Below are 14,236 nucleotides of genomic sequence, written 5' to 3'. Positions count from 1 at the left end.
TTGTTGAGCATGGTGTGGCTGTCCATCAGGTACATCCAGTCGTTGAACTGGACGTCGTAGGTCTTGCCGTCCACGGGCAGGCGCAAGGTGTACGCCCATTGCAAGGCGTTGCCAGCGGCGTGGCCCTCGGCGGTGCCGACCACGTCATCGGCCTGGCCGGTGTAGTGGCCCTGGCCATGGTCGGTGATGCGCCAGACGCGGCGCTGCTTGGTGCCATCGCTGTAGCTGAAGTCTTCTTCCAGCACGCCTTGATTGCCGGCCCAGCGGCCCACCATTTGCACGGTGAAGCGCTTGACGACGCGGCCCGAGCGATCCGTGAAGATGCCGTGCGCGGTGAGCGGGCCGTTGAAGTATTGGCGCAGCTCCAGGGTCGGTTTTTGATCGGCGTAGTCGGCCGGGGTGGGCGCGCTGGCGCAGCCCATCAGGCTGAGGGCCAGCAGCGAGGCCAGCCAGAAGGATCGTGAGGTGGTGCGCATGGGATGGGGTGCTTTCATTCCAGGTTTTGGCGGCGCCACAAGCGCCACCACAAGGCCAAGGCCAACAGCTTGAACACGCAAGGCAGAGCGCCATAGGCCCAGCTCAAGGCTTGCAAGGCTTGCGGATCACGCGCGCCCGGGCCGTAGCCCCACCACTGCAAGGCGGGCAAGGCCAGGCCCGCGGCCAGGGCCAGGTTGAGCTTGGTGGCCAGTTGCCACCAGCCGGCGTAAGCGCCTTCGGATTGGCCGGCATGGCCCGCCCGCTGGATCACGCCTGTGAGCAAGGTGCCGGGCACGGTCAGGTCGGCGCCCAAGGCCAGGCCACTGGCCACGCAAACGGACAGGTAGCCGCCGGTGTCACCCGCGCCAATGGCCAGCACGCCGATGAAGGTGATCACGTTCAGGGCCATGCCACACGCCCAGGCGTTGGAGGGGCCCATGCGCTTGATCAGCTTCAGCCAGAGGGGCACGCTGGCCGCGCCCATGACGAAGTACGCGCCCAAAAATACCGGCGCCCAGCTGGGGGCCTGCACGCGGTCGTTGATGAAGAAGAGCACCAGGGTGGCGGGGATCGCGCTGGCGATGCCGTTGACCATGAACAAGGCCATCAGGTGGCGAAACGCCTGGCCACGCCAAGGCAAGGCCAGCGATTGATCGGCGGGCAGCAAAGCGGCTCGCGCCCAGGTTTTGCGGGGCACGGGGGCCTTGCCCAAGGCCCACACGCCCAAGGCCAGGCTCAGCCACAAGACGATCGTGGTGACCGCCAGGCCCGCTTGCGTGGCCAGCACATTGGCCAGCAACACGCCCACCAGGCCCAAGCCCTCGCGCCAGGCCACCAGGCGCGACCGTTGCACGGCCGAGCCCCCCAGGCGGCTGCCCCAGGCCTGGTGCACCACACTGGCCAAACTGAAGGCCATGAAGGTGCCGGTCAAGGCCACGGCGCACCACATCAGCAAGGCCGTGGTGCCTTGCACGGCCGGGAAGAACAAGGCCGCAAAGCCCGCGCCCAGGGCCAGGGCCGCCACGGCCACCGCCTTCAAGGCGCGTGGTGGCGACCACCGCGCATCGACCCAGCGGCCCAGCACGGGGTCGATCACAGCATCGAACAAACGGGTGCCCAGCAGCACCAGGCCCAACAGCGCCAAGGGCACGCCCAGTTGCGCGTAATGGGCTGGCAGCATCACATAGAGGGGCAAGGCCACGAAGGCCAATGGCAAGCCCAGCAAGCCATAGCGGGCCGACGCGGCGTGGGGCAAGACAGCGTCAGACACCGAGCAAGTCCCGCCGCAAGGCTGGTGCCGACGTGGCGCTGGACAACCAGATGCCGAAGAACAGCGTGGCACAGCGCTTGTCGTTAATCACCTGGGTGGCCTGGCCATTGAGGAAGAAGCTGGCGCTGCCATCAGGCTGGTAAAGCCCGGTCAGGCGGTCGCCGTTGCGCACGTCGGCAAAGGCCGCGGTCATGGCCTGCAACCAGCGTTGGGCCTCGGCCTCGCTGAGGGTGGTCTGGCGGCGCATCTCTTCAATCGAGCGCTCAGCGATGTCACGGGCTTTCAGGCTGCGCGCGTAGATCAGGCACAAGGCGAAAGGTTGACTGAACAACTTGGCCGCCTCAAACGTGGGCGGCACCCACAGCTGCGCGTCGTACACATGGAAGCCGTAATAGCGAAAGCGCGAACTGCCTTGCAGTCGGGCTTGCGGCAGGGCCTGGGTCAACTCGGGTGGCGTGGGCACGTCGCGGCGGGCATCGGCTTGCGCCCATGGCCTTGGGCCCAGCACTGCGGCCACGCCAGCCGCGCCCAGGCAGCGCAAGACTTGCCGACGCGATGCTTGATGCTTGATGGCGGATGGCCTGGTGGTGGAGGGCGTCATGGCGATGTCAAACCCGGCGCAGTGTGTACTGCACGACGTTGGTGTTGCCCATGTCAAAAGCGGCTTCGCAATAGGCCAGGTAGAACTCCCAGATGTGCTGGAAGCGTTGGTCAAAGCCTAGGCGCTGAACGCTGTGCAGGTGCGTGACGAAATCGGCGCGCCAGCGGCGCAAGGTCTCGGCGTAGTCGGGCCCGAAGGCCAGGGCGTTGACCACTTCCAGCCCGGCCTTGCGCGCCTCGGCCTTGAAGGCCGCATCGCTGGGCAGCAAGCCTCCCGGGAAGATGTACTGCTGGATGAAATCGGTGGACTTGACGTAGCGCTCGAACAGGTCGTCGCGGATGGTGATGGTTTGCAGGCAGGCGCGACCGCCGGGCTTGAGGCAACGCTTCAAGGTCTCGAAGTAACTGGCCCAGTATTCATGGCCCACGGCCTCGAACATCTCGATTGACACGATGGCATCAAAGGGCTGATCTTGGATGTCGCGGTAATCCTGCAAGCGCAGGTCGGCCTGATCAGACAGGCCCGCGTCCAGCATGCGGCGCTGCGCCCAGGCCAGTTGCTCGGACGACAAGGTGACACCCGTGACATGGGCGCCGCAATCGCGCGCGGCCACCTCGGCCAGGCCGCCCCAGCCGCAGCCGATCTCCAGCACGCGCTGGCCAGGCTGGTCGGCCGTGACGCCCGCCTCACGCAAGGCCCGCAAGATCTTGGCCTGCTGGGCATCGGGCATCGAGCGCGAATGATCACCGTCGAACCAGGCGCTGGAATAGCTCATGGTCGGATCCAGCCACAAACGGTAGAACTCATTGCCCAGGTCGTAATGCGCCTGAATGTTCTTGCGGCTGTTGGCCTTGGAGTTGTGGCGCAGCAAGTGGCGCACGCGGTACAGCAGGCGGCCCCACCAACTGCCATACACGGCGCTTTCGATGTGGTCGCGGTTGGCGATGAACAGCTTGAGCAGCGCGGTCAAATCGGGCGTGGTCCAGTCACCGGCAATGTAGCTTTCGGCAAAGCCGATGTCGCCTGACTTCAAGGCGGCGGCGCACACATTCCAGTTGCGCAGGCGCAAGGCCGCACGCGGTGCTTGCTCGGCGGCTTGACCAAAGTGGGCGGTGCTGCCATCGGGCAGTTGCAGATCCAGGCTGCCCACTTGCAAGCGCGCCAGCAAGCGCATGGCCATGCGGGCCGAGGCCGGGGCGCCCTGGGGCAGTGGTGTGGCGTTGGGGACTTGAAAGGCGGTCGATCGGTTCATGGTGTGCTCTGGCCATGCGGCCCGGTGACGAGTTCGGTGGGAGGGGCAGGTTTGGTGCGCAAGGGCACGCCCTTGATCCATACGCGCAAGGCCTGCCAGTGGATGCGGGCCACCACGCCCACGGTCATCAATGGCCAGCCCCAGAAGGCGCGGCGCGCACTGGCCCGGGTCAATGGCACCAACTGGCCACTCAAGCTGGTCTGCAGCACCGGGCCTTCGGCGTCGTCGTGGTCAATGCGCACCACGATGCGGTCCTGCGCATTGCGCATGAAACGAAAGCGGTAGGTGCCCGTCACCTCGCAAAATGGCGACACGTGGAACACCTTGTCGGCCGTGATCTCGCGGCCCCAACCCAGGGCTTGGCCATGCAGCAAATAGCAGTGGCGCTCACCAAAGGTGTTGTTCACCTCGGCCACCACGGCGGCCAGGCTGCCATCAGCCCGGTGCACATACCAAAAGCTCACCGGCTTGAACACATGGCCCAGCACGCGCGGGTAGGTTTGCAGCCAGACCTCGCCTTGGTCGATGTCAGCGCCGCTGAAGCCCTCGTCGCGCAGCAGGCCGTCCAGCCAGGCCAAGGCATCCGGGCCGCCCACACCATGGTCGGCATCGTGAAAGCTGAGCAGGCCAAAGCGGTTTCGCTGGACCTCATCGGAAGCTTGCCGACGCAAGGTGCGCAGCGGCAACATCCAAAAATAGCTGGGATAAGCAAAGGCGTTGCGCGCCGGCTTGAGGCGGGTGTGGCGCACCTGCCCAAAGCCGATCAGGGGCCGATGCGGCAGGCTCATGCCCACACCCGATCAGGCTGCGCGCTGCGGCCTGCCTGTGCGCCTGCGTAGCGCTCGTCGCGGACCAGCAACTGGTCGGCCACGCCCTGCCCGGCCTTCAAGCCATCTTCGTGGAAGCCGTAGCCCAGCCACGCGCCGCAGAACCACACGCCACGCTGGCCTTGGATGCTGGGCAAGCGCGATTGCGCCTGGATGGCGGCCAGGTCAAACACCGGGTGGGCGTAGTCGTAGGTGCCCAGCACCGTGTCGGCCCGAGGCTCGCGCAGCGGGTTGAGCGACACCACCACCGGCGTGGTCCAGGGCAAAGGCTGCAAACGGTTGATCAGGTAATGCAGGCACACGCCCTGGTGCTCGGCCTCGGCTCTGCTGGCCCGCTCATAATTCCAGGCGGCCCAGGCGCGCGGCTTGCGCGGCAACATGCTGGTGTCGGTGTGCAGCACCGCGCGGTTGCGGTGGTAGCCAATGGCACCCAACAACGCACGCTCCTCAACCGTGGCGCCACTGCCCAACAAGGTCAGCGCCTGATCGCTGTGGCAGGCCAGCACCACCTCGTCAAAACGTTCACTGCCCGCATCGGTGTGCACCATGACGCCACCCACACCGCCCACGCCCAGGCTGGTCAGGCTGCGCACCGGAGTGGACAAACGGGCGTCGCTCAACTGATCAACCAAACAACGCACATAGTTGCGCGAACCGCCCTGCACCGTGTACCACTGCGGCCGGTTGGTCACCTGCAGCAGGCCATGGTTGTGGCAAAAACGGATCAAGGTGGCCATCGGGAAACGCAGCATCTGATCGGTCGGGCAGGACCAGATGCACGCGATCATCGGCATCAGGTAACCCTCTCGGAACTCGGTGCCAAAGCGGTGCTCGGCCAGGAAGTCGTCAATGCGCTGGGACAGCTCGCCATCCAGACCCTGCTCTGCCATCTGCGTGGCCAGCTTGTTGAAGCGCATCAGGTCGGCCAACATGCGCCAAAACGCGGGCGACACCAGGTTACGCCGCTGGGCAAACACGGTGTTCAAAGATGAACCACACCATTCAAGGCCGCCCGCCTGCACCGAGAACGACATGTCCGACTTGGCGCGCGGCACGCCCAGGGCTTCTAGCAACCCCAGCAACTGGGGGTAGGTGCGCTCGTTCATCACCAAAAAGCCTGTGTCCACCCCGTGGGTGACCAGCTCGCCCGAGGGCGCGGCCAAGGTCACGTCCACTGTGTGGGCATGGCCCCCGAAGTAATCGGCCGCCTCGAACAGCGTGACATGGCGCTCACCAGCCGCCGCGCTCAAACGCACCGCCGCCCCCAAACCTGCCACTCCCGACCCAACCACTGCAATCCGTTTCATGGGCTTTGCTCCTGTGGCCGACGCTGCGCGACCCAATAAATTACCGGCAAGTTCATATCGTAACTCATTGGTAATTATTTTGCAGCCAGGGATTTCTCCACTTCCGCGACAAGGTCACGGTCATCCGGCGCGGTCATGCTGCTGTAAGCCGTCACCGTGCGGCCATCGCGGGTGATCAGGTACTTGTAAAAGTTCCACTTGGGCGTGGTGCCGGTGAGCTTGATCAGGCTGGCGTGCAGCGGGTTGACCTCGTCGCCGCGCACATGGCTTTTGCCAAACATCGGGAACTTGACGCCATAGGTGTTCTCACAGAAGTCGGCAATCTGCTTGGCATTGCCCGGATCCTGGTTGCCAAAATCGTTGGACGGGAAGCCCAGCACCACCAGGCCCTGGTCCTTGTACTTGGCGTACAGCGCCTCCAGGCCCTTGAACTGTGGCGTGAAGCCGCAATAACTGGCCGTATTGACCACCAGCACCACCTTGCCCGCGTACTGGCACAGCGACTGGGGTTTTTCATCCTGCAGGCGCGGAAAGGTCTTGTTCAACAAAACCGGGCAGGCGGCTGAATTGGCCGCTGGCACCGGCTCAGCCGCGAGACACAACGCAGGCATGGTGCCCCCCAGGGCCGCAGCCACCATCAAAAGCAAGGAACGACGTGCACTCATGAGCATGGCCTTTCGAAGTAGGGAATCACATCACACCACAAACCCATGCCGCCGTCTGCATTGCAGTCACATTGTCAAAATTGTCGGGTAGGCTGTTTGCAGTATTTGGAGATCACCATGCTTTACCCTGAACTCTTCAAGCAACTTGAATCCGTGCGCTGGAACATGGACACCGACATCCCCTGGGACCAATTCGACGCCAGCCAACTGACGGACGAACAAGCCCAGACCATCAAGATGAACGCCATCACGGAATGGGCCGCCCTGCCCGCCACCGAGATGTTCCTGCGTGACAACCGTGATGACAGCGACTTTTGCGCCTTCATGAGCGTGTGGTTCTTTGAAGAGCAAAAGCATTCACTGGTGCTGATGGAATACCTGCGGCGCTTCCGCCCCGAGCTGGCCCCCACCGAAGAAGAGCTGCACGAGGTGCGCTTCGAGTTCGACCCCGCCCCGGCGTTGGAAACCTTGATGATGCACTTCTGCGGCGAGATCCGGCTGAACCACTGGTACCGCCGCGCCGCCGAGTGGCACACCGAGCCCGTCATCAAGGCCATCTACGAAACCCTGGCCAAAGACGAAGCCCGACATGGCGGCGCTTACTTGCGCTACATGAAACGCGCCATCAACAAGTTTGGCGACGAAGCCAAAGCCGCCTTTGCCAAAGTGGGCGTGCTGATGGCAAGCGCGCGACGCACCGCGCAAGCGCTGCACCCCACCAACCTGCACGTCAGCGCCAAGCTGTTCCCACGCGACACCATCCAGTCGCGCCTACCCGATCCCTTGTGGCTGGAGCACTGGCTGGACCGCCAGATCAACTTCGACGCGGTCTGGGAAAACAAGGTCATCGAGCGCATCCTGCACAACATGAGCCTGATCATGGGCCGCAGCTTTGGCAGCGTGCAAGAGCTCAACCGCTTCCGAAAAGAGATGGCGCGCGGCACTGCCTAGCACCCCCCAGATGCGGGGAGTCCTAGGCATTACCCCGCCAATTGCATGCGGACAAGGGCTCGACACATGGAGGGCTGAACTCCACAATCAGAGCCTATTCCGATTAAATATGTGTGGAGCTCCCCAGATGCTTGGTATTTGTTCTTTGCGTGTCGTCGCCATGGCCACCGGTTTGTCTTGCCTGGGCGCGTTCAACGCCCAAGCGCAATCTGCCACCCCGTCGGTGGAAGACCAATACCGCGAAGGCCTGTACCAGCGCGAAACCGGCCGGCCCTACAGCGCCATCGAAACGCTGGAAACCATCCTGGCCGCCAACCCCACACTCAACCGCGCCCGGCTTGAAGTGGCCGTGGCCTACTACCGCACCCTGAACTTCGCCAAGGCCAAGGCCCAAGCGCAAAAGGTGCTGGACGACCCCAACACCCCCGAAGCCGTGCGCCTGGCCGTGCTGTCTTTCGTCAAGCAACTTGAGCTGGACGAAGCCGCCAACTTTGGCCGCCCCCACAAGCTGGACTACAACCTGTCGCTCGGCGCCGTGTACGACAGCAACGTCAACGCTGGCCCGGACAACGCCGTGCTGCCTGGCGGCCTGGTGCTGAACCCTGGCTCCACCGCCCGGGCCGACGGCGGTTATGCCCTGCAAGCTGGCGTGAGCCACGCCTGGATGTCACCCACCCCGGTGCGCTCTGGCGAATCAACCGGCCGCTTTGGCTGGAACAGCCAGTTGGGCGTTTACTACAAAGGCTATGGCCGGCTGAGTGAATACAACCTGGGCGTGCTCACCGCGGCCACCGGCCCATCGCTGATCATGGGCAAAAACTGGCGCGGCAACCTCAACTTCCAGGCCGACCGCCTGACGCTGGGTGACCGCAAGCTGGCCCTGTACACCTCGGTGTCGCCCTCGGCCACCTGGCGCCTGAACTCTGGCGACGAGCTCACGGCCGACGCCCAACTGGCCTACCGCAACTTCGCCCAGCCCGGCGACCAAGGCCGCGACAGCCACTACAGCTCGGGCGGCTTCAGCTATGGCGGCCTGTACAACAAAAACCGCCTGACCCTGCAAGCCGGCGCCCGCATGTTCGACGAAGAAGCCCAGTTGGACCGCTTCAGCAACAACGGCTACGAAATCTTCTTTGGCGGCCGCCAGAACGCGTGGAATGGCGGCGACCTGTTCGCCCGCGCCGCTTTGCGCCACAGTGGTTACATCGGTGTGGAGCCCATCTATGGCATCGCCCGCCGCGAAGACGAATACCGACTTGAGTTCGGTGCCAACCAACAAATTAAAACAGGCTGGCTGGAGAAGTGGCAAGGCTCGGCCACCGTCACCCTCATTCAAAACCAAGCCAATCTCGCCTTGTACGAATACAACCGTAACCTGGTGCAGATCACGTTGGGCCGCAGCTACTGAAGCAAGGAAGTCTCCATCATGAAAAACCACTCTCTCAAAGCACTCAGCCTGGCCGTGGCCACCCTGTTGTTGCAAAGCCAGGCCCAAGCCGCGCCCTCCGAGGCACAGCTCAGCGGCGTCAAGCTGTACGGTGATGTGACCATTGCCCAGGACTCGGTCACCAGCTGGGGGCCTTGGACGGAGTTCGAACCGCCTGCGGCTGGCGCGCCACCGCTGGCGCAGTTACCCAACACGGCCGAGCTTTACCGCACGTTGGCGCTGGCAGCAGCCCCGGAGTTGATCGGCTTCGCCAGTGTTCACACACAAATCAGAACCGGCGAAGGTTTGGCGTTTGCTGCCCCGTACACCATCGGCCTCACCGGCACTCCGACCAAAGTGTCCTTGGCCGGCTCCTTCCTGCCGGACTCATTCGTGCTGCAGGTCACCGGGGCCAACGCGGGCAATTACCCTCTGCCAACGTCAATACCCTTGACCTTGCAGGATGGCGTCTACGTCTCGTCGTTGACACCGACCCCCGAAGGGCGCACCACACTGGCCCTTGTGACTAACCCGGATGACCCGATTGATGCACAAGCCAGTCAGGTCAGTTTTTATCAGCTGCTGTCTTATCTCGGCGCAGAAGATGGCCCATCGCGACAAGTCCTCTTGCAGACGGGTGTGATCGGCTATGCCACCTCTGCCGCTGACATGGCCAGTCTGCAAAACGGCAAAGTCAAGGCCACGTACACCGGTTACGCCCTCACAATCGAGGCTGGTTTCGTGCCGCTGATCATGCACATGGACTTTGGTGCCAGCACCTGGGATGCCACCGTCAACAATGGCGCCAACACCAATGGCACGGCGGGGTTCCATGTAGACAAGGGCCGCATCGATGGCGCCCTGCTCTCCACCACTGCGAGCAGCACCTTCACCTCCACCACCCCCGGCTCCATCGCGGGCTCGATGGGCGGCTCCTTGCTTGGCACTCAAGCAGCGGCAGTGGGCGGGAATTACAACGTCACACAGAATGGCACTCAATATTCGGGCTCGTACGCGGGTGTCCAGTCGGCCACGCCTGCGCCAACGGTGACCACGTCAAGCACAGGCACAGGGGCTTCGCCGAAGTAAGCGCCACTGCGGTTCTTTTCGACGAACAACGCCGGACACTGTCCGGCTTTTTCATGGGCGCAGCCACAACAAAACCCACCATTTGGGTGATGGCGCCCTGCCCCTGACCAAAGGCATGATGCCGGTTGACCCATCGGGGTGCCGACGCTGGTTCGCCTCATTCAGGATTGTCCAGGATCCTCAACCACCTTCTTGGCATCGCTCGGCATTGCCCAGCACGAAGGCCATCAAAATCAATCACAGGGAGATTGCACATGCTGCAGAAATTTCGTCGTTCATTGCTTGGCATCGCCGCGGCAACCGTTTCATTGACCAGCTTGAGCGCACACGCCGCACAGCAGTACAAAATCACCGACATCGGTGTGCTACCGGGCGGCGGCGACACCTGGACCTACGCCATCAATGACCTCGGCGCCGTCGTTGGTTACGGCAGCAGTTCTGAAGGCAACCGCGCCTTCCTATGGTCCGGCGGCACCTTGAGCAACCTGGGGGCACTTCCAGGCGCTTTCACAAGCGCGGCCCATGACATCAACAACGCCGGAACCGTCGTTGGTTCATCGAATTCGAAGGCCGTCATCTGGCAGCAAGGTTCGATGACCGAGTTGAACGGTCTGCCCAATGCGTCCTACAGCCACGCCAATGGCATCAATCAAGCTGGCCAGGTCATCGGCACCTCGGAAGGCCAGGCTGTCGTTTGGAACCAGGGCCAAATCAAGCCGCTCGGCACCCTGTCGCCGGGCTGGGTAAGTGTTGGGCTTGACATCAATGACAGCGGTAACGCCATCGGAACCGCCTACAGCCCCTTCTACCAAGCCCACGCCATGCTTTGGCATGACCGCACCAACACGGAATTGGTCGGCCTTGCTGGGAGCGCCGACAATGGGGCCATTGCCTTGAACAACACAGGCACCGTCGTCGGATACTCTGGCGCCGCCAATCGGGATCAAGCCGTGGCGTGGGAAAACGGAGAGGCCAAGTTGCTGGCGCCGGTCGCCGGTGGCGCAGGAGGTCGCGCCTACGACATCAACGATGCTGGACAGATCGTCGGGTTCTCGGATTTCGGCCCCATGTTCCACGCAACCTTGTGGCAGGACGGCCAAGCCTATGATCTCAATGAATGGCTGGTCAATGGACAAGGCTGGTTCCTGGACCAGGCACTGTCCGTCAACGCCTCCGGTCAGATCGCCGGCGTGGGTTTCATTGGCAGCCAGATGCACGGCTACGTCCTGACACCAGTCCCTGAGCCGTCAACCTTTGCGCTGATGGGAGCCGGGCTGTTGTCCCTTGCATTGACCCGCCGCAGACTGTCGAAAGTACCAGCTCACACTCACTGAGCCAACACGACTGATGGCAAAAAGCCGGGCAGTGCCCGGCTTTTTTCACGCCCTCATGGGCACGTCAATCGCAGCGATCGATCATTCCACCGCCTTGACCATGTCCTCGACAACCTTCTTGGCATCGCCAAACACCATCATGGTCTTGTCACTGTAGAACAGCTCATTGTCCAGGCCAGCATACCCCGCCGCCATTGACCGCTTGTTCACAATGATGGTCTTGGCCTTGTATGCCTCGAGAATCGGCATGCCGTAAATCGGGCTGCCCTTGATGTGCGCCGCAGGGTTCACCACGTCATTGGCACCCAAGATGATGGCCACATCAGCCTGGCCAAACTCGCCATTGATGTCTTCCATCTCGAACACCTGGTCGTAAGGCACTTCGGCCTCGGCCAGCAGCACGTTCATGTGGCCCGGCATGCGCCCCGCCACCGGGTGGATCGCGTACTTCACCGTGATGCCCTTTTCGGTCAGCTTGGCGGCCAGCTCCTTGACGGCATGCTGCGCACGCGCCACGGCCAAACCGTAGCCCGGCACGATGATCACGGTCTCGGCATTGCCCAGCACAAAGGCTGCGTCAACAGCGCTGCCGGTTTTGACCGGACGTTGCACTTGCGCACCCGAGGCAGCCGCAGGCCCAGCCTCGCCACCAAAGCCACCCAAAATCACGTTGAAGAAGGACCGGTTCATGGCCTTGCACATGATGTAGCTCAGGATCGCGCCTGATGAGCCCACCAGCGAACCGGCAATGATCAACATCGAGTTGTTCAGCGAGAAGCCAATGCCCGCCGCCGCCCAGCCCGAATAGCTGTTCAGCATGGACACCACCACCGGCATGTCGGCGCCGCCGATCGGGATGATGATCAGCACGCCCAACAGGAAGCTCAGCGCCAGCACGGCGAAGAAGGCTTCCATGCTTTGCGTGGCCACGAAGTAGCCGCCCAGGCCCAGCGTGGCCAAGCCCAGCACCAGGTTCAGCATGTGCTGGCCCTTGAAGCTGACCGGCGCGCCCTGGAACAGGCGGAACTTGTACTTGCCGCTCAGCTTGCCAAACGCAATGACCGAGCCGCTGAAGGTGATGGCGCCAATGGCCGCCCCCAGCACCAGCTCAAGCCGGTTGCCGGTGGGGATGGGCTGGCCGGGGCCAACTTCTTGCAGCAGCGCCCAAGGCTCGGCCACCACGGCCACGGCGATGAATACCGCCGCCAAGCCGATCATGCTGTGCATGAAAGCGACCAGCTCGGGCATCTTGGTCATCTCGACGCGCTTGGCCATGATGGTGCCGGCGCCGCCGCCCACCACCAGCGCGCCCAGCACCCAGGCCAGGCCTTCGGTGAGGTCAACGTGCAGGCCACCGGCCATCAAGGCGGTGACCTTGCCGTGGATCAGGCCCACGGTGGTCAGCACGGCCACGGTCATGCCGACCATGCCGAAGAAGTTGCCCCGGATGGACGTGGTCGGGTGGCTCAAGCCCTTGAGCGCCTGGATGAAACACACCGAGGCGAACAGGTAGAGCAAAGCGATGAGGTTCATGCTCATTTACGGGGCTCCCGCTTTCTTTTCTTTTTTCTTGAACATCTCGAGCATGCGGCGGGTGACCAAAAAGCCCCCGAACACATTGACCGCGGCCAGCGCCACGGCGAGCACGCCCATGGTCTTGCCCAGTGGCGTGACGGTCAGCGCGGCGGCCAACATGGCGCCCACGATGACGATGGCCGACACCGCGTTGGTCACGGCCATGAGGGGGGTGTGCAATGCCGGCGTCACCGTCCACACCACGTGATAGCCCACATAAATGGCCAGCACGAAAATGGACAGGTTGATGACGACATGGTCGACTTGAGCGAGGGCTTCCATCGTGTCTCCAGATAGATTGAATGAGGTCAGAACTTGCGGATTTCTTTGATGGCGTTGCCCTCGTCGAGCAAGACCACCTTGGGCTTGTGGCCGGCCACTTCGGCTTCGGTCATCGGCGCGTAGGTGCAGATGATGAGCAAATCGCCCACGTGCGCCTTGCGGGCGGCCGCGCCGTTCAACGAGATCACGCCGGAGCCGCGAGCGGCCTTGATGACGTAGGTCGAGAAGCGCTCGCCGTTGTTGATGTTGTAGAGCTCGATGTACTCGAACTCTTTCATGTCGGCCGCTTCAAGCAAGTTCTCGTCGATGCCGCAAGAACCTTCGTAGTTCAAGTCGGCCTCGGTCACGGTGGCGCGGTGCAGCTTGGCACGCAGCATATTGCGTTGCATATCGGTCTCCTCGCTGGTCGTCAGGCGCGCAGCAATTCGCCGTCGCGACACATCAGGCAAGCCTTGACGATGTCGTCTTCAAGGTCGACGTGGAACTGGCCTTCCTTGTTGAAAACCAGCTTCAGGAAATCCAGCACGTTGCGCGCGTACAGGGCCGAGGCATCGGCGGCCACCAGGGCCGGCAGGTTGGTCTCGCCCACCAGGGTCACGCCATGCTTGACCACGGTCTGGTTGGCTTCGGTCAGGGGGCAGTTGCCGCCTTGCGCTGCAGCCAGGTCAACAATGACCGAGCCCGGCTTCATGGCCTTGACCATGTCCTCAGTCACCAACACGGGGGCCGCACGGCCGGGGATCAGGGCGGTGGTGATGACGATGTCGGCATTGGCCACGCGCTTGGCCACTTCCACCTTCTGGCGGTCCAGCCAGCTTTGGGGCATGGGGCGGGCATAGCCCCCCACGCCTTCAGCGGCTTCTTTTTCTTCGGCGGTCTCGTAAGGCACGTCGATGAATTTGGCGCCCAGGGATTCGACTTGTTCTTTCACCGAAGGCCGCACGTCAGACGCTTCAATGACGGCGCCCAGGCGCTTGGCCGTGGCGATGGCCTGCAAACCGGCCACGCCCACGCCCAGGATCACCACGCGGGCGGCCTTGACGGTGCCGGCGGCGGTCATCAGCATCGGGAAGATGCGCTGGTACTTGTCGGCGGCGATCATGACGGCCTTGTAGCCCGCCAGATTGGCCTGCGAAGACAGCACGTCCATGCTTTGGGCACGGGTGGTGCGGGGCGCGGC

The 14,236-nt window shown here is 63.1% G+C and carries 15 protein-coding genes; 4 read left to right on the top strand and 11 right to left on the bottom strand.

Annotation, left to right across the window (positions count from 1 at the left end; genetic code table 11):
* The 7 genes from H7225_RS02530 to H7225_RS02500 all read right to left on the bottom strand — a co-directional run.
* A partial coding sequence (locus H7225_RS02530; RefSeq protein ID WP_290659208.1) for a DUF3833 domain-containing protein occupies positions 1–476 on the bottom strand: 476 nt, incomplete at its 3' end.
* A 14-nt stretch (positions 477–490) separates the two neighbouring features.
* Positions 491–1,747, bottom strand: a complete 1,257-nt coding sequence (locus H7225_RS02525) for an MFS transporter (RefSeq protein ID WP_290659206.1) — start codon at positions 1,745–1,747, stop codon at positions 491–493.
* Positions 1,740–2,348: a chalcone isomerase family protein gene (locus H7225_RS02520; protein WP_290659204.1), complete on the bottom strand. Its 609-nt coding sequence runs from the start codon at positions 2,346–2,348 to the stop codon at positions 1,740–1,742. The genes H7225_RS02525 and H7225_RS02520 overlap by 8 nt, the downstream gene beginning before the upstream one ends.
* A gap of 7 nt (positions 2,349–2,355) precedes the next feature.
* Positions 2,356–3,600, bottom strand: a complete 1,245-nt coding sequence (locus H7225_RS02515; protein ID WP_290659202.1) for a cyclopropane-fatty-acyl-phospholipid synthase family protein — start codon at positions 3,598–3,600, stop codon at positions 2,356–2,358.
* Positions 3,597–4,382 (bottom strand): DUF1365 domain-containing protein, encoded by a 786-nt coding sequence (locus H7225_RS02510; RefSeq protein ID WP_290659210.1) that lies wholly within the window; start codon positions 4,380–4,382, stop codon positions 3,597–3,599. Before H7225_RS02510 ends, H7225_RS02515 begins: the two co-directional genes overlap by 4 nt.
* Positions 4,383–4,384: 2 nt before the next feature.
* Positions 4,385–5,734 (bottom strand): FAD-dependent oxidoreductase, encoded by a 1,350-nt coding sequence (locus tag H7225_RS02505; RefSeq protein WP_290659200.1) that lies wholly within the window; start codon positions 5,732–5,734, stop codon positions 4,385–4,387.
* A 74-nt stretch (positions 5,735–5,808) separates the two neighbouring features.
* Entirely contained in the window at positions 5,809–6,399 is a 591-nt protein-coding gene (locus tag H7225_RS02500; RefSeq protein ID WP_290659198.1) for a glutathione peroxidase, read from the bottom strand.
* A 117-nt stretch (positions 6,400–6,516) separates the two neighbouring features.
* Between H7225_RS02500 and H7225_RS02495 the strand changes: the two genes are divergently transcribed.
* From H7225_RS02495 to H7225_RS02480, 4 genes are all read left to right on the top strand, one after another.
* The gene (locus H7225_RS02495) at positions 6,517–7,350 is read left to right on the top strand and encodes a ferritin-like domain-containing protein (protein WP_290659196.1); all 834 of its coding nucleotides are present in this window, start codon (positions 6,517–6,519) and stop codon (positions 7,348–7,350) included.
* A gap of 160 nt (positions 7,351–7,510) precedes the next feature.
* Positions 7,511–8,758, top strand: coding sequence for a hypothetical protein (locus tag H7225_RS02490; RefSeq protein ID WP_290659194.1), 1,248 nt, complete (start codon positions 7,511–7,513; stop codon positions 8,756–8,758).
* Between the two features lie 18 nt (positions 8,759–8,776).
* Positions 8,777–9,865 carry a hypothetical protein gene (locus H7225_RS02485; protein ID WP_290659192.1) on the top strand — a complete coding sequence of 363 codons (1,089 nt, stop codon included), beginning with the start codon at positions 8,777–8,779 and terminating at the stop codon, positions 9,863–9,865.
* A 254-nt stretch (positions 9,866–10,119) separates the two neighbouring features.
* Entirely contained in the window at positions 10,120–11,199 is a 1,080-nt protein-coding gene (locus H7225_RS02480) for a PEP-CTERM sorting domain-containing protein (protein ID WP_290659190.1), read from the top strand.
* Positions 11,200–11,280: 81 nt separating this feature from the next.
* Here the strand turns inward: H7225_RS02480 and H7225_RS02475 are convergent, their stop codons facing one another.
* From H7225_RS02475 to H7225_RS02460, 4 genes are all read right to left on the bottom strand, one after another.
* Positions 11,281–12,738 carry an NAD(P)(+) transhydrogenase (Re/Si-specific) subunit beta gene (locus H7225_RS02475; protein WP_290659188.1) on the bottom strand — a complete coding sequence of 486 codons (1,458 nt, stop codon included), beginning with the start codon at positions 12,736–12,738 and terminating at the stop codon, positions 11,281–11,283.
* Positions 12,739–13,056, bottom strand: a complete 318-nt coding sequence (locus H7225_RS02470) for an NAD(P) transhydrogenase subunit alpha (protein WP_290659186.1) — start codon at positions 13,054–13,056, stop codon at positions 12,739–12,741. It lies immediately after the preceding gene.
* A 26-nt stretch (positions 13,057–13,082) separates the two neighbouring features.
* Positions 13,083–13,445, bottom strand: coding sequence for an aspartate 1-decarboxylase (gene panD / locus H7225_RS02465; RefSeq protein ID WP_290659184.1), 363 nt, complete (start codon positions 13,443–13,445; stop codon positions 13,083–13,085).
* 20 nt (positions 13,446–13,465) lie between these two features.
* Positions 13,466–14,236, bottom strand: a 771-nt coding sequence (locus H7225_RS02460) for an NAD(P) transhydrogenase subunit alpha (RefSeq protein WP_290659182.1), incomplete at its 5' end; no start/stop codon positions are given.

The sequence above is a fragment of the Aquabacterium sp. genome, assembly GCF_014378415.1.
GTDB lineage: Bacteria > Pseudomonadota > Gammaproteobacteria > Burkholderiales > Burkholderiaceae_C > Aquabacterium.
This window is presented reverse-complemented; position numbering and strand designations above follow the sequence as displayed.